Here is a 15,833-nt window from a genome sequence, read left to right as displayed (position 1 = left end):
GCTACTCCTCCCCTTTGCTCGCTTGAACAGGGCGCTTGCCCAACGCTGCTTCGGTTTCGGTGAGAGCAAAGCGCTCGGCTGCAACACGACCGTGGCCGCCGTCGAACTCCAGGGTGGCAGCGCGCTCATCAAAAGCTGCGAGCCAGTCCTCCAGGGCGACCGGATCGGCTCTTCGCACCTGTTGCACCGACTCCGAATGCGCCGTTGCACCGCCCGTTGCACGTGCTCCGGTGCTACGGATCCCACCACCTTCCTGTTTTTGCGGTGATACAGGTGCAACGGTGCTACACGCCTGAATCCGCTCGGTGATTTTTGGCGCACTCACGCGACACGGCCGGTGCAACAAGGTGCTGCGACCCAGTGAAACACGGCCTGTAGCACCTGTAGCACCGGTTTTCGTGGCAGAAAGGGAAGGGCTGATCTCGCGCAGTCGACGGAGGGTTTCCTCACGCATCGGAGCCCCCGTCGAAGATGGTCGGCAGCACGACGTAGACCCGGATCGGCTGCGGGCTGACAGGCGTGCGCTCCATGCGCTGGAACTTGCCCTGGCGGTCGGGCCGCAGCATGCCACGCTCGGCCAGCACCCGGGCGGTCGCCACCGGGTCGAGCCCGGCGCACACCTCATTCTTCCACGACTCCGGCAACACCAGCCAGACCCGCTCCTCGCCGTGGCCCTTGCGCCAGCCGACCCGATTGGTGACCGGCCGGGCCTCCACGTCTCCGATTTGCTCGAAGCGCGTATCACCGTGCGCCTCGAAGAACTGGCGCACCTTGGCGATGCTCTCGCGCACCTCGGCTGGTTCAGAGCCGCCTCGGGTTCCGATCCAGTCCGCCAGCGCCTTCGCGGCAGCGGCCTCAGCCTCGCCCTCGGACCACGGGACGATGTTGAAGGCGCGCGCCAGTTCGCCTGCGGCTGCTATCAGGCCGAGCCGCGAGGCGGCGCGGCGCACCTGCCCATCCGCTTCGGCCGAGACGTGCTCCTCCACGAAGTCGTTCATGACGCTGATCGCGAGCTTCGTGGTCTCTTCCAGCCCGCGCTCCACGAGAGCACGGACGAAGGCGGGGCCCGCGGTGCCGAATGCCCCGAGCGCCGAATTCTTGATCGCATCGGCGAGGCGGGCCGGGTCACCCTCCTCGCCCGGATGATCGAAGACCCCGAAGCCGCGGCCCGCATCGGCCGGGATGTCGAGGAGGCGCACCGCCTGTCCCGCATATGCGCGGCGCTGCCGATCCTCGGCGATCTTGGCGGCCATCGGGATCTCGCCCGTGGACAGCGTCAGCACCCGCCACGTCATCGGGCTGCGGATGTGCCCGTCCCGCGCGGCTCGGCCTTTCCCGACACCGGAAGCGAGTTGGTAGACCGCCGCCGCGGCATCCCGGCCCTCTGCCACGCCGATCTCGTCGAGGCATAGCAGCGTGTCGGTGACGATCGCCGCCGTGGCCTCCTGGGCATTGGCGGTGGCGCGCCAGGAGCGAATGAAGCCGGGATCGGCCGAGCCGCGTCCCCACACGCTCGCCGCTGCCCTTAGCGTAGTGGTCTTACCTTTGCTTGACTGGCCGTAGAGGTTGAGCCCACCCCCTTCACCGCCGACCAGGTGAACGAGCGAGCCGGCGAGCGCAGTCGCGATGGCGAGGACGAGGCGGCCGTGCCCGGCCGAGAGTTGGCCGACGCCGCGGCGCCAACCGTCGAGGGTGCCTCGCGCCGAGTAGGGTGCCGCAGCCGCACCGACCAGTACTACCGTCTCGTTCGTAGGCTGGCCGAGAACCTGATCCGGCAGCACGAACACCTGCTGATCGCCGACAACGTGCCAGCCGGTGCGGGGCACAACCGTGACCCTGGCGCTCACCCGCACTTGGTTGAGGTAGTCGCAGAGATGACCGCGCCCGTTGCGGGAAACGGTCAGACCGCGGCTCGCCAGTTCGGCGGCCAGCGCACCGGCGTCGCCGTGAAGCGCAGCGTCGGGCACCGCGTACTCGTGGCGCCGTCCGTCCGGATCGCGCCAGCGCAGCCACCGCGCCCAGCCCTGGCCCTGCGGGTCGCGCGCCCGGCCGATCACCTCGAACGGCGCCGCGCACCAGATCGTCTCCTCGGTCCGCGCCTCGCCCCGGCCCTTGATCACCTCGACAGTGAGGCCGCCGCTGTTCATCGCGTAGGGGTGGAACGAGACGTAGGCCGGAGCCGGCTCGACGCGGCCGGCGTGAGATAGCGCGACCTCGCGCAGACGCTGCGGGTCCCACCCCTCGGCGAGGGCGTCGGCCGCATCCCAGCCTTCAACCGGGTCGCGCGGCTGTCCCGACGGTGCCGTCGCAGTTACCGCGTCGGGGTCGATCATCATGACGGTGCCCGCGCCGATGGCGGTCAGTTCCGCCTCGACTGTCCGCGCGTACTTGCGGCCGGGCGCATCCGCGTCGGGCCAGATCATCACCTGTCGGCCGGCCAGTGGGCGCCAGTCCGCCGAGCCCGCCGCCTCGGCTCCGCCGGGGCTCGTCACCACGACCGAGTTGGGGAAGACAATCTGCGCGGCGTCCGCCGCCTTCTCGCCTTCGGTGACGATGACCGAGGCGTTCGGGCTCGCTGCAAGCCTGTCGAGTCCGTAGAGCGGGCGCGGCTTCGGCCAACTCTTTCGGGTCCAGCGCGGCTCGCCGCCGCGCCGCCAGACGGTCACCGGCACGAAGACCTTGCGCCGGCCCGGCGGGTCGAACCGCAGGACGTAGCCGAGCAGGTGACCTTGCGCGTCGCGGTACGACCACGAGGCTGTCGGGTCGCCGAAGACGTTGTCGCGGAAGCTGACCGCCGGGAGCTCGGCCGGGATCGGCACGACGATCTCGTCGATGGTCTCGCGGGAGGCTCTGTGATCGTCGAGGCTTAGGACGTGGGCGTCGGCCGTGGGCGCGGTGCTGATGGCGCGCTCCATGGCGGGCGCCTCCACACTGTTGTGGGTGGGTTTGAGGTTGAGGTGCTGCCGGGTGCGTTCCGAGAGGCGCATCGCGGGCTGGATGCTGGAGTGGGGAGACCAGGCGGGCAGCCCTGCGCGCGACCGGACCCAATCCTTGCAGGTGATCGGATCGTCGCCCGCGAAGGAATGGACCGAGATGTCGGTGCCGTCCTTGTTCAGCCGAATGGAGAGGGAGCGGTCCTCGGCCGAGTGGCCGGGTCCCGGGGCAAGCACCTGCCCGTTGCGGAGGTCGCCGCCGAGCGCGCGCGCGACGGCGCGGAGGTCGATTGCCTCAGCGCGCACGGGGCGCCTCCTGCCGGTGACCAACCCGGGCGAGGCGAATGCGGCGCCAGACGGTGTGGCGCTCACGGCTGCTGTCGGCGATCACCCAGCCGAGGCCGAGCGGCGGGCGCGGCAGCGTCACCCACGACCCATCCGAATGCTCCAGCACGGAGTCGCGGGTGGTGATCGTCTCGACGAGGAGCGAGGGCGAGTTCATGCTGCCCTCCGGGTGCCAACCGTGACGCTGTAGCCAGTGGCACCGGAAGGGTGCTCCACCTCCTCAGAGATGTAGATCTTGCTTCCAAACCAGAGCCCGAGCGCTCGCTCGCCGAACTGCTCCGCGACACATTTCGAGTCGAACGGCAGCCATCGGGTGTCCGTGAAGCTGCGGGTCCCGATCCCGAGCCATACCTCGGCCGGCAGCGGCTGAACCCGGCACCGCCAGTCCTGCGGGCGGCTCTTTCCTTTCGCGGCGTGCTCCAGGCGCGCGACGTGCTCGCGGGTCCAGGCGGGGTAGGCGCGGACGATTTCGGGCCACGTGTCGAACCCCTCGGCCGGCAGGACGAAGCGCACGAGGCGGGTCAACCCGGCGCGCAGCGCTTGCATTGAGGCAGCGGCGGTGCGTTCACCAACGGGAGAGGTCGTTGCCCAGAGGAAATCCGGATCGGGGAATCCCCCAATTCGATTGTTGCCGGGACGGAGTTCGCCCGACCTCAGGATCCACGGCAGCCGTGCCGTGTCGGTGTAGTGGTAGACGACGCTCATCGCCGCGCCTCCCTCGGTCCGAGGCAAGCGAGGTCGGCAATGACAAGCGCCAGTTCGGGGCTAACGCCGAACTTGGCGGCAAGGGTTGCCGCTGCCACGTCGGCGGTGTAGAAATCTTCCGACATTGCGGTAGACACTCCTAGATCATCGAAGCCCCGGCAGCCCATCATCTGGGGAGATGGGGATGGCTGCTGGGCTTATTTGCTCTTTTCAAAAGACATAGTGATTCCGTGCCGACGCGATAATCCTGCCGTCGTTTGACGGAGCCGGCGCGCCGGGCCTTCGTTCTCGATTGAGTGTTGATAGGATGCGCGGAAGCGCGGCTTGTCAGCTTGAGATCTTCAGCTCTTTCAGCTTCACGGCGAGGCCGATCAACGCCAACTCGCGCAAGACCTTGGCGCGACTGCGCTCGCGGACAGAGAATGCGTAGTCGTCGAAGCGGCGGGCATCGCGGTCCGAGAGGACCGTGTACAGTCGTACGCCTTCGTCGATGCGAGGGTGGAGCGGATTCAGCCTCCGGCGGGGCTCAGGCACGCTTGCCTCCAAGTTTTCATTGATGAGTTTGTCGTGCAGCGCCATTGCCTCAAGGTGCAACGCGCGGGGCCGACCTGCGGCGGGACCCAGAAGGACCGGCATTGGTGTGCCGGCCCCCACAACGCGACCAATCTAATACACGTGCCCAACGCTACGCAAGTGCTAATCCGCTTCAATTTGTGAAGGGGAAACTCTTACACCGTCGAGGGGGAATTTTTCCCCGTCGAGGGGGAATTTTTCCCCTGCCCGTGCTGCACTGTTGCTGCAGCTTTGTACAAACTCTTTGTACAGGTGGCGTGTGGCGGGTGGGGAAATCTTTTCCCCACCTGGGTGCTGGGTTAGCGGCTGATCCGCAGCCAGCCGATCCCGACGGCGTCGAGGATCATCGCGGCGCGCGTGGACGGGGGCGGGGCGTAGTTGCAGAACTTGGCCGCCTAGCGTGCCCACCGCGACGCGGCTGGAACTTGGAGCGGACGCGCGGCGGCTTCGTGCAGGAAGGTGCCGTGGCGCAGGAGCACGGCGATCGGCGCCGTGTCATCGGTGCCGACAAGGGCGAGCATCACCTCCAGGTCGCCGACGAAGCCGATGCTGCGGATGAAGCGGTACTGCGACGTCGGTACCTGCGCACCCGGGAACCGGCCGATGGTACTCACGACCGCGCCTCCGCCCGGATCGCCGCAGGATCGAAACCGGCAGACCTCATCTAATCGTCGACGGTGGCCTGTGCGTTCCTCGCGCCAATCCAGCCTCGGTCCTTGCTCACCGAGCCGAGGATGCGCACCAGCGCCCGGAACTGCTCTGCCTCGCCCGCCGCCTCCCGGCCGACGCCCTGAGTGCGGAACATCGCGGTGATCGCGAGGTCGAAGCGCTTCCCCCAGAGGTTCGGATGAGCCTCGATCTGCTCGCGGAGATCCTCATCGTCCGCGAAGCCGAGAGCGCGGGCGAAGCCGTCACTCGGCGAGTCCATGAAACGCGACGGCCACGGATGGGACGGCAGCGGATAGCCGCCGAGGGCGATGGCGCAGGCGCTGATCAGGGTGCCCAGCATCCCGGGCGGGGCGGCGTCCCTGGTCTGATCGGCGTGAACGGCCTCAAGGCGAGCCAAGCGGTCGAATAACCTGGGCACTAGCACCTTCCGTGCTTCGACTGTGACTGTTCGAGGGCGGCAAGGCGGGCCGCGAACTCGGTCGCTTCGATCGCTTTCAGGTGGGCGTCCACCAGCTTGCCGAGTTCGGCAGCCTCGGAGGGCGTGAGGTCGCCACGCGCCACCGCGTCGAGGAGCGCGGCCGTCGCCTTGGTGAGGTCGGCGGGGCTCTCGATTGCCGGCAGCCCGAACGGCACCGGCCGGTCCTTCCTGACCGGGATCAGGCGTTCGAGGCACAGCCTCAGCGCCACCGTGTCGCCCTGCATGGCCAACTCGATGGCTTTGCGGGTGATGCACTCCGCCTCACCCTGCAGCAGGGCCTCAAGAGCGAGTGTCGTCCTGCTTCGGGCGCCTTTCGGCTTTCCCGCGGGGTTGCCGCTCTGGCCGCGTTCGAAGCGGCGTCCTTTGCCTGGCATTCGGTTGATCCTTGATGAGGTGGCTGTAAAATCAGGTTGGGTACAGCCACAGCACATGATGTTGACCGGCTTATCCGGCGTCTGGGCTCCGCCCGCGCAGGGTTGCAGTGCGATCCCGCCAGGGCAGATCCTTCGGCTTGCCGTTCTCCGCGCCGATGAACCTGACGACGATGTCGTGCGGCTGCGGATCGTGGCCGCGGGAGCGCAGGAAGGCCCTGCTCTCGTCGCCCGCTTCTCCGGCCGGACCATCGCAGAAGAAGAGCCGGATCGTCGGCTGGAGGCTGCAGATGAGAGCCTCCAGCTTGGCGAGACGGACGCGCAGCGGTGGCATTGGCCAGCCCTCAGCGCACCAAGGGCGTGAGATCCCGCCAAGGTAGGTCGACGGGCTCCCCACTCTCGGCCGCCACGACTTGCCGCAGGATGACATGCTGGCCGAGGTTGTGGCCGCACGAACGGAGGAACGCCGCCGCCTCATCCTCGGCGATGTTGAGGGGGCCCTCGAAGGCGTAGACCCCGAAGGGAACGGGCCGAGCGGCACGCTGCGCCTCAAGGCGCGAGAGGCGGGTTTTAAGCTGGCTCATGGGCTGTTCGGGGACAGGCTGTTGGAAGAGTGGGCTGCCGGGCTCCGGCGGTGGATGGCGGCGAAGCTCGCCAAGATGCGGCGCCGACCGACAGCGGTGAGGTGGTCCAGGGCGGCCATTGCCCCGGGAAGGGCTGCGGGATCGTGCTCGGCGTCCCGCAGACGGCTGCACAGCGCCTCGGCGCGAGGACCGGCGTGCAGGTGGGCGATGGCTCGGAGGGCGCGGAGCCGGGCGATGCGCTCGACGGAGGAGATGGCGAGGTCCCACGGGCCGAAGCGATCCGCGGGGCTCAAATCACGGGCATCAGGCGACACTGCGGATCCGGTGATGGTCGGCAAGGGCCGCGCTCGGTGCAGGCCGCCCACTCCCGCGGGGTGCTGCGGTGGGCGCAGGTGTGGTGACCAACCTTGAAGGTGAGCAGGTCGCCGGACAGGGCGCGGTGTTGCACTCGGCGGGGTGGCCAGCTCACGAAGCAGCCGATCTCGGCGAGGTCGGTCAGAAGGTCCAATCGGTGATCATTCGCGGACAACGGGCACTCCCACAGGGACGGCTAAAAACCGCCTCGGTAAGGCGGCCCATCTTCGATCTGAAACGGAGCGAGTTGCGCGGCGGCTCATCATCAGGACGAGCCCGCAATCAGGCGCAACACGGGAAGATACGTATTCGTACCTGATCAGGGTTCCTAATGTCAATCTATGTGCAACACAAACCAATCACCGCGGTGTGAATGGTGTCGTGGATAACGGTGCCTCGGTGGGCGGAAGCAGTTTCCATGCAATGACGAGGCTCGCGAGGCCGCGGCGGAGTGAAGCCTTAGCAGCCGAGAGTGCCGCACTCTTGCGGCCGAAGCCCATGTTTCTGCCAACCTCCTCAAGGCGAGCCTCTTCGACCACCACGAGATGCACGACCTGCCAGTCGGCGGGATCTATCCGCGCCGCAGCATCGAGCAGGGCGCGGCTGCTGCGCTCGACAGCTTCGGTGATCGGGGCGCGGGGACCGGGAGCAGCACCCGGCATGCCGTCGAGGCGGGCAGTCCCGTAGCCGGAGGCTGCCGCGACGCGGGCCATGTTGCGAAGACGATCGCCGGCCGTCCACAGCGCTCGGGCGCGGATCCCGTCCGGGTCGAGACCGCCGCGGGCGAGCAGGTTATCGAGCGGCGGGGTGCTGATACGCGTGGTGCGGCCATAGCCGCGAGCGGCAATCAGGCCGGATTGGGCGAGGCGCTTGGGCGTCGGCTGGTGGCCGTGGTCAGCAGAGAAGGGCAAGGAGGACTCCTGCGGAGAGTGACGATCGGATCAGCGGCCGAACTAGCGACGCGTCGCGCGAGAGGTCGCAGCGTGATTGCATGTTATATCAGATAATCAGTAAATACAACATCGACATACAGTCCTCGATGTCCAATCAAGAATGTGCAAAAAGCGAATCGAAGTAATAAATAATCTGTCACATGACAGCAAATGGTCATCGATCAAGCGTCGCACCGATTCTCAGGATCTCTAAGGCGGCGGTGCGATGGGCGATTGTGTGGTCAATGCGCTCCATCATAGCCCGATCGCCCCACAACCTGAATCAGAACGCAGGGGTAAGCGGTTGAGGAGTTCACTACCGAACTGCCATAGGCGAACGTGCTGGCCTGGCTGGCCTCACAGGACCAGGGTATCACTGACGCTATGACGTGGCCGGAATGGCTTTCGTGATCTCGGGTGACGAGCCGTCTGAAAACCTATCGCGACTGAACGTTCCGGCATACGTAGCGAGGGACAGCTTCGGGTCAGGAGTTCGCGTCCGACCTGTTCGGCTATGCGCCACTTCCAGACCTTCGAGCGGCTCGGTCGGAGGGGCAGCTCGCCATCCAGTAGCAGACGTCTCGAACAGCATCGGACCGCTCGCATCACCGCTTTTCTGTTGCGGCCGTGCCGAAAGGGCACCCGTCTGCGGCCCCGTGCGGCCCGCTCCTCCGTAAGCTGACGTTGTCCCAGCCGATCAAGCGCGGGACTGCAGCTCATGTCAGACGTCTGCACCCCCCGATTTGGCGTCACACGACATGATGGAGGTGCCGTATGAGCGGCACGGCAGCCTTTGGAAATGCGTCCGCCGATGCAGGGCGGAACCGTTGGTGGTTCGTCGCGGTCGGGGTCCTACTGCTGGTCCTCGGCCTCGTCGGCCTCTCCATGACGGTGGCGTTCACGATCGCCAGCACGCTCTGGTTCGGCGTTCTCCTGCTGGTGGCCGGCCTCGGCGAGATCGCCGAGGCTCTCGCCAGACCGAAGGAGGCCGAGATCTGGCGGTCCCGCGCCGTTCGGGTCCTCGCCGGCCTGCTGTACCTCCTCGGCGGGCTCTACGCGATCGTCCGACCGCTCGAGGCGTCGCTCGCCCTCACGCTGGTTCTTGGGGCGACCCTGATCGCTTCGGGAATCGCCCGGTCGATCTGGGCCGTCGCGCACGAGGTGCAGACGTCCCGAGCCGCGGTGATCCTGTTCGCCGTGCTCTCGGTCCTGCTGGGCGCCGCCCTCATCGCGCAATGGCCGTATTCGGGCCTGTGGGCGATCGGATTGTTCGTGTCCTGCGACCTCATCGCCGCCGGGGCGACGTGGTGCTGGGTCGGCCTGTCGGGGAGGGCGCAGGCGACCCCGGCCGTTCCGCCGCCCCATCTGGGCGCGACGGCGTGATGAGGATCCGCTGCGGACCTCCGAGGCGCAGGCGGCCGGCCCGCCTTCCGCGCCCGCTCGGCGACGGACATCCGAGTTCCAGCACAACCAGCACAAGGAGATCGGCCATGGCATCGCTGCATCGTCGCGCCGTGCTCAGGGACGTTTCGTGCGCCGTCATCACGGCCGCCGGCTTGGCTCTGGTGCCGAGCGCCGCGGAGGCCGTGCTTCTCAGGGCAGGGCCCGTCGGCGACGCGAACGACGACGCCCTCGTCGAGAAGGCCCAGGCCGTCGTCGTCGTCCCGCGCCGCCGCCGTCGCAGGGTCTGCTGGTGGCGGCGGGGACGCCGCGTCTGTGCGTGGCGCTGATCGCCTGTCCCGCGAGCGCTGTCGGCGGCGGCAGCCGCGGCCGGTCAGCCCCGGCCTTCCGGCACTCTGGCGAGCCGCGAGGCGATGAACCGAATTCGCTTGGCCCGGGACGGAGCTGCCCCATGTCGACGAGACGCGAGTTCATCAAGGCGCTTCCGAGCGCAGGAGCGGCCTTCTCGGTCGCTGGCAGCTTCGCGTGGGGGGAAGGCGTCGCCCGGGCCGAGGGAGCCGCGAGCGTCCCTCCCCCCGAGGGGCATTTTCACCCGCAGGGCAAGCCGCCCTCCACCTTCACGCGCGACGTGCTGCGCCGGGCACGAGCAACCCTCCCTTTCGCGGACGACAGGGATTTCGCGGAGCAGCGCAAGGGGCTGATCGCCCCCATGACCGCCATGACCATCCCGGCCGAGGCCGGCCACCTCGCCTGGGACATGCAGCAATTCCGCTTCCTCGACGCGCAGGACGAGTTCGACAGCATCCACCCGTCGCTGGTCCGGATCTCGCGGCTCAACAACAATTACGGGCTCTACGAGGTCGTCCCCGGCATCTACCAGGTGCGCGGCTTCGATCTCTCCGATCTCACCATGGTGCGGGGGAGGACGGGGTGGATCGTGTTCGATCCGCTCATCAGCCAGGAGACCGCGCGGGCCGCCTGGAGGCTGTTCCAGGCGCATGTGGGTGAGGGGCGTCCGATCTCGGCGGTGATCTACTCCCACACCCACGGCGACCATTGGGGCGGGGTGCGCGGCATCCTCGATGAGGAGGAGGTCCGGTCCGGCCGCGTGCCCGTGATCGCCCCCGCCGATTTCATGGCCCACACGGTGGCCGAGAACGTCTACGCCGGAAACGCCATGAACCGGCGGCTGTTCTATCAGTACGGGCTGCTCCTGCCGGCGGGACCGCACGGCTATGTCGGGCAGGGCCTGGGCCAGCGCGTCTCGGCCGGCGCCACCGGCCTGATCGCTCCGACCCGGCACGTCGTCGATTCCATCGAGGAGTTCGAGGTCGACGGCGTCCGGATGATCTTCCAGAACACGCCGAACACCGAAGCGCCCCGCGAGATGAACACCTACTTCCCGGACATGAAGGCGCTCTGGATGGCGGAGAACGTCATCGCGTCGCTGCACAACATCTACACGCTGAGGGGCGCCCCGGTGCGCGATCCCCTCAACTGGTCGAAATACATCAACGAGGCGCTCTACCGCTTCGGCATGGAGGCCGAGGTGATGTTCGCCTCCCACCATTGGCCGCGCTGGGGCAACGCGCGGATCCAGGAGGTGCTGCGGGCGCAGCGCGACCTCTACGCCCACATGAACAACCAGGTGCTTCACCTCGCGAACCAGGGCGTGACGATCAACGAGATCCACACCGTCTACGAGGTGCCGCGGAGCCTGCAGCAGACGTGGCATTGCCGCGGCTATCACGGCTCACCGGAGCACAACAGCCGGGGCGTCGTCCAGCGCTACCTCGGCTTCTGGGACTGCAACCCGGCGACGCTGATCCCGCTCGCCCCTTCCGAGAGCGCCCCCCTCTACGTCGAGATGATGGGCGGCGCGGAGGCGATCCTCGCCCGCGGCCGCCGCCTGCACGACGAGGGGAAGTACCTGCTGGCCCAGGAGATCGTGAACAAGCTCGTCCAGGCGGAGCCGCGCAACCGGGCCGCCAAGGAGCTCTTGGCCGACATTTTCGAGCAGATCGGCTACCAGCAGGAGAATCCCGGCCTGCGCAACAGCTTTCTGGCCGGGGCCTACGAGCTTCGGACCGGCATTCCGGAGGGCGAGACGGCGAGTTCGAGCAGCCCCGACGTGGTGCGGGCGATGACGACCGAGCTGTTCCTGAACTTCCTCGCCATCCGCATGGACAGCCGCAAGGCGGAGGGGATGCGCTTCACCATCAACCTGGTCACGCCGGACAACGGCGAGCGCTTCGTCATCGAGCTGGAGAACGCGACGCTGACCAACATCGCGGGGTTCCAGGCCGAGAAGCCGGACCTGACCCTGACCCTCAACCGCTCGGCTCTCGAGCAGACGATGATCGGGGCCAAGACCCTGGAGGCGCAGATCGCCGACGGGACCGCGACGGTTCAGGGCGACGCGGGCATTCTGGCCCAACTGGCCGCGACGATGGTGGATTTCGATCCGCGCTTCGAGATCATGCCGGGCACCAAAGGGAAGGCCGCCCCGGAGCAGGTCCGTGCCGCGGCGTATCGGGCCGAGCCCAGCCGGACGATCGCCGAGTAGCCGGGGCCGACCGCCGCCTTGCGGAGCTGCGCATGACCGCTCTGGCTTCCAGCACCGGCCTCGGCCTGCTCGGCATCCTGGTCGGGCTCGGGCTGCTGGTGTGGTTCGCCTACCGGGGCTGGAGCGTCCTGCTGCTGGCCCCGGCCGGAGCGCTCGTCGCCGCCCTCTTCGCGGGAGAGCCGCTGCTCGCCCACTGGACCCAGACCTTCATGGGGGCGGGAGCCCGCTTCTTCGCCCAGTTCTTCCCGCTCTTCCTGCTCGGCGCCTTGTTCGGCAAGCTGATGGACGATTCCGGGTCGGTTCGCGCCATCGCCAAGGCCGTCACGGCCCGGCTGGGTCGGCACCGGGCGGTGCCCGCCGTCGTCCTGTCCGGCGCCGTCGTGACCTACGGGGGCGTCAGCCTGTTCGTCGCGTTCTTCGTCCTGGCGCCGATGGCGCACGCTCTCTTCCGGCAGGCCGACGTGCCGCGCCGGCTCATGCCCGCCGCCATCGCGCTCGGGGCCTCCACGTTCACGATGTCGGCGCTTCCCGGCACCCCGGCGCTCCAGAACGCGATCCCGATGCCGTTCTTCGGCACGACGCCCTTCGCCGCGCCGGGCCTCGGGCTCATCGCCTCCGCCATCATGCTGGCGTTCGGGCTGTGGTGGCTCGGGCGGCGCGAGGCGGCGGCACGCCGGGCGGGCGAGGGCTACGGCCCCGCCCCGGACGCCCGGGACGTGGCCGGCGACCCACGCCTGCGCGAACTCGCCACCACGGCGCGCGAGTTCGATCCGGCCGAGGCGCGGCACGGCCACCGGAGCGAAACGAGCCCGCCGCTCCGGGTGGCGGCGCTGCCCATCGCGGTGGTCGCCCTCGTCAATCTCGGGATGACGCTCGCCGTGCTGCCGCGGCTGGACGCCGCCTTCCTCGCCGAGGAGCGCTGGGGGCGCACCACGCTTACGGCCGTCGGCGGCGTGTGGTCCGTCGCCGTCGCGCTAATCGCCGGAATCGTTGTGCTCGTGCTCCTGAACCGCAGCAGGCTGCCGGCGCTGCGCGACAGCATGGATGCGGGCGTGAACGCCTCCGCCCTGCCGGCCGTCACCATCGCGAGCCTCGTCGGCTTCGGGGCGGTGGTCGCGGCGATGCCGGCCTTCGGCGTGGTCCGGGAGTGGATGCTCTCGATCGGCGGCAGCCCTCTCGTGTCGCTGTCCGTCGCGACGAACGTGCTCGCCGCACTGACGGGATCGGCCACGGGCGGCCTGACCATCGCCCTCGATGCCCTGGGCGAGACCTATCTGCGGCTGGCGCACGAGCAGGGGATTAGCCCGGCGCTCCTGCACCGCGTGGCCGTGGTCGGGGCGGGCACCCTCGACGGACTGCCGCACAACGGCGCCGTGGTGACGCTGCTCGTCTTGTGCGGCGCGACGCACAAGGAAGGCTATTTCGACATCGTGATGGTCGGGATCGTCGGGGCCCTGATCGCCTTGGTCGTGCTGATTACCCTCGGCTCGACCTTGGGGTCGTTCTGAGAGGCGCCCGCGCACACCGTCCGCACGTCATCAGAAGGTCATCGTGCCGATGCGACCCGCCTCAGTCCGGTCCGACGCTCGGGCGCGAACGGCGCCGGAGACGCCCGCCCCCCGCTCATCAGGGCGACGCGCGGCTCGCTGTCCCCTTGGGAGATCCCAGCAATTCCGCGATCCAGCGGCTCGACGGGAACTGCTCGCAGATCGTCAGGCCGGCGATCGTGATCGGGACGCCGATGAAGGCGCCGGCAATTCCCCAAAGGAATGTCCACAGAAAAACGGCGAAAACCACGATGACGGGCGAGATCGACAGGCTGCTGCCTGCCACCTTCGGTTCAACGAAATTCCCGATGAAGAACTGGATCAGATTCAAACCCACGAGGACGACGAGGGCGATTTCCCAGGACACGAACTGGGCCAGGGCGAACACGGTCGGGAGCACGGTCGCGGCCGCGGATCCGATCACCGGGATGTAGTTCAACGTGAAGGCGATGACCCCCCACTCGAGAGCGAGGGGAAGCGCCATGGCGGCCGCGAATGCACACACGAGGAGGCCCGTCGTGAGGCTCATCAGGGTGCGCACCACGACGAAGCGGCGGAGCTTCGCGGCGGTTTCGGCTCCGCCCGCGAGGAGCGCCCGTCCGATTCCGTGATCATCCAGGGTGTGGAGCTTTCGCGCGACCTCGTCGACCTCGGACAGACCCAGGATGACGTAGATCAGGATGACGAACAGAAATGCCGTCATGTTGCTGATCCGGCTCGCGACTTCTGGGAGAAGACGGATCAGCCAGCGGACATCGAAGTGTTCGGCGAAGAGCCCGGCCAGAACGACGCCGTGAGTTTCGAGCCAGTCCGACAGCTGCAGATAGACGGCCTGGAGATGCGGCGCATCGTTGACCACGTACCGAACCGTCCTGCCGAAGGCCCACGCGGTCAGGGATCCGAAAGCCGTGACGACGATGAGGGTCGCCAGCACGCTGGCCGAGAGGGCCAGGGCCTTCGGCACGACGCGCTCCAGGCGGCTCTGCAGCGGCCACACGACGGCGATGACGAAGAGGGCGAACGCCGCCGGCGCGAACACGGTCCGGGCGAGATGGAGTGCCGCACCGGCCAGAATCAGGGCGCAGATCGCCGGTACGGCAACGCTTGGCTTGGCGGACTCCGACATCGTGCAGCATCTCCTCGTGCAGAGCGAGTCATGCCGTCGCGGCTCTTCGCCAGCGAAAGATATCGACGCGACGCATCGCGATCCCGACGCCGGCCGGATACGGCAGACTACTCGCGGTCTGCAACGAAAGCTGCAATTTCGAGACTCGCCCATGCCAGATGAGGATGTGGATCACATGTCGCGCGGCGCCATCATACCGGGAGAGCGGGATCAGGTCCTGATCGATCTGGCCCTGCAGGGCGGCGGCGCGCACGGGGCCTTCACCTGGGGCGTGCTCGACCGCCTGATGGAGGAGCCGTGGCTGCGGATCGACGGCATCTCCGGGACGTCGGCCGGAGCCATGAACGCGGCGGTCCTCATCGACGGATATGAGCGGGGCGGGCGTGCCGGCGCCCGCGCGGCGCTGGAAGCCTTCTGGGACGGCGTCTCGCGCGCGGCGTGCTTCAGTCCCTTCCGGCGCAGCCCGCTCGACGTGATGCTCGGTCGCTGGACCCTCGATCACTCGCCTCTCTATCTCGCCGTGGACCTGATGGCCCGGGTGTTCTCGCCCTACGATCTCAATCCGGGAGGGTTCAACCCGCTCGAACGGGTCCTTGCCGCCACGGTGGATTTCGGGAGGATTGCTCGCAGCGCGATCAAGCTGTTCGTCACCGCCACCAATGTCCATACGGGCCGCGGCCGCGTGTTCCGCAACGCGGACATCACCGCCGAGGTGCTTCTCGCCTCCGCCTGCCTGCCGACGATGTTCCAGGCGGTGAAGATCGACGGCGAGTACTACTGGGACGGCGGGTACTCAGGAAACCCGACGATCACCCCGCTCGTGCGCGAGTGCGTGTCGCAGGACACCATCATCGTTCAAGTTAATCCGGTCGAGCGTCCTGGCTCTCCCCAGTCGGCCCGGGAGATCCTGAACCGGCTGAACGAGGTCTCCTTCAACGCGGTCCTGCTCAAGGAACTGCGGATGATGGCCCTGCTGCGGCAGGTCGCCCCAGCGGACAACTCGGAGGGAGCGAAATGGGCCGCGATGCGCATGCATCGCATCGCGAGCGACGTCGTGGCGGGCCTCGGCTCCTCGTCGAAGCTCAATGCGGAATGGCCCTTCCTGACGATGCTGCGCGACGAGGGGCGCCGCTGTGCGGACGTCTTCCTGGCCGAACATGGTCCGGATGTGGGACGGCGCCCGACATTCGACCTAGACCGACTGCTCGAAGGAGTATGACGCCTTGCTCTGTGCGAATACTGTTGTCCA

The 15,833-nt window shown here is 67.9% G+C and carries 19 protein-coding genes; 5 read left to right on the top strand and 14 right to left on the bottom strand.

The features are described 5' to 3' along the window. Position 1: 1 nt before the first annotated feature. From QA634_RS04065 to QA634_RS04005, 13 genes are all read right to left on the bottom strand, one after another. Complete coding sequence (locus QA634_RS04065) at positions 2–454, bottom strand: hypothetical protein (RefSeq protein ID WP_150108568.1); 453 nt, start codon at positions 452–454, stop codon at positions 2–4. Continuing rightward, on the bottom strand, positions 447–3,239 hold the full coding sequence (locus QA634_RS04060) for a DUF927 domain-containing protein (protein WP_012330781.1): 2,793 nt from the start codon (positions 3,237–3,239) through the stop codon (positions 447–449). The genes QA634_RS04065 and QA634_RS04060 overlap by 8 nt, the downstream gene beginning before the upstream one ends. Next, entirely contained in the window at positions 3,229–3,435 is a 207-nt protein-coding gene (locus tag QA634_RS04055) for a hypothetical protein (RefSeq protein ID WP_012330780.1), read from the bottom strand. Before QA634_RS04055 ends, QA634_RS04060 begins: the two co-directional genes overlap by 11 nt. Further along, positions 3,432–3,983, bottom strand: coding sequence for a hypothetical protein (locus QA634_RS04050; RefSeq protein WP_012330779.1), 552 nt, complete (start codon positions 3,981–3,983; stop codon positions 3,432–3,434). Before QA634_RS04050 ends, QA634_RS04055 begins: the two co-directional genes overlap by 4 nt. Next, positions 3,980–4,108, bottom strand: a complete 129-nt coding sequence (locus tag QA634_RS04045) for a hypothetical protein (protein WP_265576522.1) — start codon at positions 4,106–4,108, stop codon at positions 3,980–3,982. The genes QA634_RS04050 and QA634_RS04045 overlap by 4 nt, the downstream gene beginning before the upstream one ends. A 202-nt stretch (positions 4,109–4,310) precedes the next feature. Further along, positions 4,311–4,562, bottom strand: coding sequence for a hypothetical protein (locus QA634_RS04040; RefSeq protein WP_012330777.1), 252 nt, complete (start codon positions 4,560–4,562; stop codon positions 4,311–4,313). Positions 4,563–4,951: 389 nt separating this feature from the next. After that, on the bottom strand, positions 4,952–5,170 hold the full coding sequence (locus QA634_RS04035; RefSeq protein ID WP_012330776.1) for a hypothetical protein: 219 nt from the start codon (positions 5,168–5,170) through the stop codon (positions 4,952–4,954). A 50-nt stretch (positions 5,171–5,220) separates the two neighbouring features. Next, positions 5,221–5,565 carry a hypothetical protein gene (locus QA634_RS04030; protein ID WP_265576521.1) on the bottom strand — a complete coding sequence of 115 codons (345 nt, stop codon included), beginning with the start codon at positions 5,563–5,565 and terminating at the stop codon, positions 5,221–5,223. Positions 5,566–5,642: 77 nt separating this feature from the next. Continuing rightward, the gene (locus QA634_RS04025; protein ID WP_012330774.1) at positions 5,643–6,077 is read right to left on the bottom strand and encodes a DUF5681 domain-containing protein; all 435 of its coding nucleotides are present in this window, start codon (positions 6,075–6,077) and stop codon (positions 5,643–5,645) included. 70 nt (positions 6,078–6,147) lie between these two features. Beyond that, positions 6,148–6,408 carry a hypothetical protein gene (locus QA634_RS04020; protein ID WP_012330773.1) on the bottom strand — a complete coding sequence of 87 codons (261 nt, stop codon included), beginning with the start codon at positions 6,406–6,408 and terminating at the stop codon, positions 6,148–6,150. 10 nt (positions 6,409–6,418) lie between these two features. Next, the gene (locus QA634_RS04015) at positions 6,419–6,658 is read right to left on the bottom strand and encodes a hypothetical protein (RefSeq protein ID WP_012330772.1); all 240 of its coding nucleotides are present in this window, start codon (positions 6,656–6,658) and stop codon (positions 6,419–6,421) included. Next, positions 6,655–6,996, bottom strand: a complete 342-nt coding sequence (locus QA634_RS04010) for a hypothetical protein (RefSeq protein WP_210161171.1) — start codon at positions 6,994–6,996, stop codon at positions 6,655–6,657. Before QA634_RS04010 ends, QA634_RS04015 begins: the two co-directional genes overlap by 4 nt. Positions 6,997–7,371: 375 nt before the next feature. Then, positions 7,372–7,923 carry a hypothetical protein gene (locus tag QA634_RS04005; protein WP_012330769.1) on the bottom strand — a complete coding sequence of 184 codons (552 nt, stop codon included), beginning with the start codon at positions 7,921–7,923 and terminating at the stop codon, positions 7,372–7,374. Positions 7,924–8,718: 795 nt separating this feature from the next. Between QA634_RS04005 and QA634_RS04000 the strand changes: the two genes are divergently transcribed. The 4 genes from QA634_RS04000 to QA634_RS03985 all read left to right on the top strand — a co-directional run bounded on the left by QA634_RS04000 (position 8,719) and on the right by QA634_RS03985 (position 13,419). Further along, positions 8,719–9,327: an HdeD family acid-resistance protein gene (locus QA634_RS04000; RefSeq protein ID WP_012330768.1), complete on the top strand. Its 609-nt coding sequence runs from the start codon at positions 8,719–8,721 to the stop codon at positions 9,325–9,327. A 107-nt stretch (positions 9,328–9,434) separates the two neighbouring features. Continuing rightward, positions 9,435–9,674 carry a hypothetical protein gene (locus tag QA634_RS03995; RefSeq protein WP_012330767.1) on the top strand — a complete coding sequence of 80 codons (240 nt, stop codon included), beginning with the start codon at positions 9,435–9,437 and terminating at the stop codon, positions 9,672–9,674. Positions 9,675–9,796: 122 nt separating this feature from the next. Further along, complete coding sequence (locus QA634_RS03990; protein ID WP_012330766.1) at positions 9,797–11,911, top strand: alkyl/aryl-sulfatase; 2,115 nt, start codon at positions 9,797–9,799, stop codon at positions 11,909–11,911. A 32-nt stretch (positions 11,912–11,943) separates the two neighbouring features. Next, entirely contained in the window at positions 11,944–13,419 is a 1,476-nt protein-coding gene (locus tag QA634_RS03985; RefSeq protein WP_012330765.1) for a GntP family permease, read from the top strand. A gap of 118 nt (positions 13,420–13,537) precedes the next feature. Here QA634_RS03985 and QA634_RS03980 read toward each other — a convergent pair whose 3' ends face one another. Next, positions 13,538–14,584 carry an AI-2E family transporter gene (locus QA634_RS03980; protein ID WP_012330764.1) on the bottom strand — a complete coding sequence of 349 codons (1,047 nt, stop codon included), beginning with the start codon at positions 14,582–14,584 and terminating at the stop codon, positions 13,538–13,540. Between the two features lie 175 nt (positions 14,585–14,759). Between QA634_RS03980 and QA634_RS03975 the strand changes: the two genes are divergently transcribed. Next, entirely contained in the window at positions 14,760–15,803 is a 1,044-nt protein-coding gene (locus QA634_RS03975; protein ID WP_012330763.1) for a patatin-like phospholipase family protein, read from the top strand. The last annotated feature ends 30 nt before the right edge of the window (positions 15,804–15,833 follow it).

The sequence above is a fragment of the Methylobacterium sp. CB376 genome (genome assembly GCF_029714205.1).
Lineage (GTDB): Bacteria > Pseudomonadota > Alphaproteobacteria > Rhizobiales > Beijerinckiaceae > Methylobacterium.
Note: the sequence above shows the minus strand (reverse complement) of the source record. Positions and strands in the feature narration are given on the sequence as shown.

What these genes read in the sequence shown, in the direction of transcription:
- QA634_RS04000 (WP_012330768.1), top strand. Translation starts at nt 8,719, where the DNA reads ATGAGCGGCACGGCAGCCTTTGGAAATGCGTCCGCCGATGCAGGGCGG.
- QA634_RS03990 (WP_012330766.1), top strand. Translation starts at nt 9,797, where the DNA reads ATGTCGACGAGACGCGAGTTCATCAAGGCGCTTCCGAGCGCAGGAGCG.
- QA634_RS04030 (WP_265576521.1), bottom strand. Translation starts at nt 5,565, where the DNA reads ATGCTGGGCACCCTGATCAGCGCCTGCGCCATCGCCCTCGGCGGCTAT.
- QA634_RS04025 (WP_012330774.1), bottom strand. Translation starts at nt 6,077, where the DNA reads ATGCCAGGCAAAGGACGCCGCTTCGAACGCGGCCAGAGCGGCAACCCC.
- QA634_RS03975 (WP_012330763.1), top strand. Translation starts at nt 14,760, where the DNA reads ATGTCGCGCGGCGCCATCATACCGGGAGAGCGGGATCAGGTCCTGATC.
- QA634_RS03985 (WP_012330765.1), top strand. Translation starts at nt 11,944, where the DNA reads ATGACCGCTCTGGCTTCCAGCACCGGCCTCGGCCTGCTCGGCATCCTG.
- QA634_RS03980 (WP_012330764.1), bottom strand. Translation starts at nt 14,584, where the DNA reads ATGTCGGAGTCCGCCAAGCCAAGCGTTGCCGTACCGGCGATCTGCGCC.
- QA634_RS04050 (WP_012330779.1), bottom strand. Translation starts at nt 3,983, where the DNA reads ATGAGCGTCGTCTACCACTACACCGACACGGCACGGCTGCCGTGGATC.
- QA634_RS04045 (WP_265576522.1), bottom strand. Translation starts at nt 4,108, where the DNA reads ATGTCGGAAGATTTCTACACCGCCGACGTGGCAGCGGCAACCCTTGCC.
- QA634_RS04015 (WP_012330772.1), bottom strand. Translation starts at nt 6,658, where the DNA reads ATGAGCCAGCTTAAAACCCGCCTCTCGCGCCTTGAGGCGCAGCGTGCC.
- QA634_RS03995 (WP_012330767.1), top strand. Translation starts at nt 9,435, where the DNA reads ATGGCATCGCTGCATCGTCGCGCCGTGCTCAGGGACGTTTCGTGCGCC.
- QA634_RS04020 (WP_012330773.1), bottom strand. Translation starts at nt 6,408, where the DNA reads ATGCCACCGCTGCGCGTCCGTCTCGCCAAGCTGGAGGCTCTCATCTGC.
- QA634_RS04040 (WP_012330777.1), bottom strand. Translation starts at nt 4,562, where the DNA reads ATGGCGCTGCACGACAAACTCATCAATGAAAACTTGGAGGCAAGCGTG.
- QA634_RS04065 (WP_150108568.1), bottom strand. Translation starts at nt 454, where the DNA reads ATGCGTGAGGAAACCCTCCGTCGACTGCGCGAGATCAGCCCTTCCCTT.
- QA634_RS04055 (WP_012330780.1), bottom strand. Translation starts at nt 3,435, where the DNA reads ATGAACTCGCCCTCGCTCCTCGTCGAGACGATCACCACCCGCGACTCC.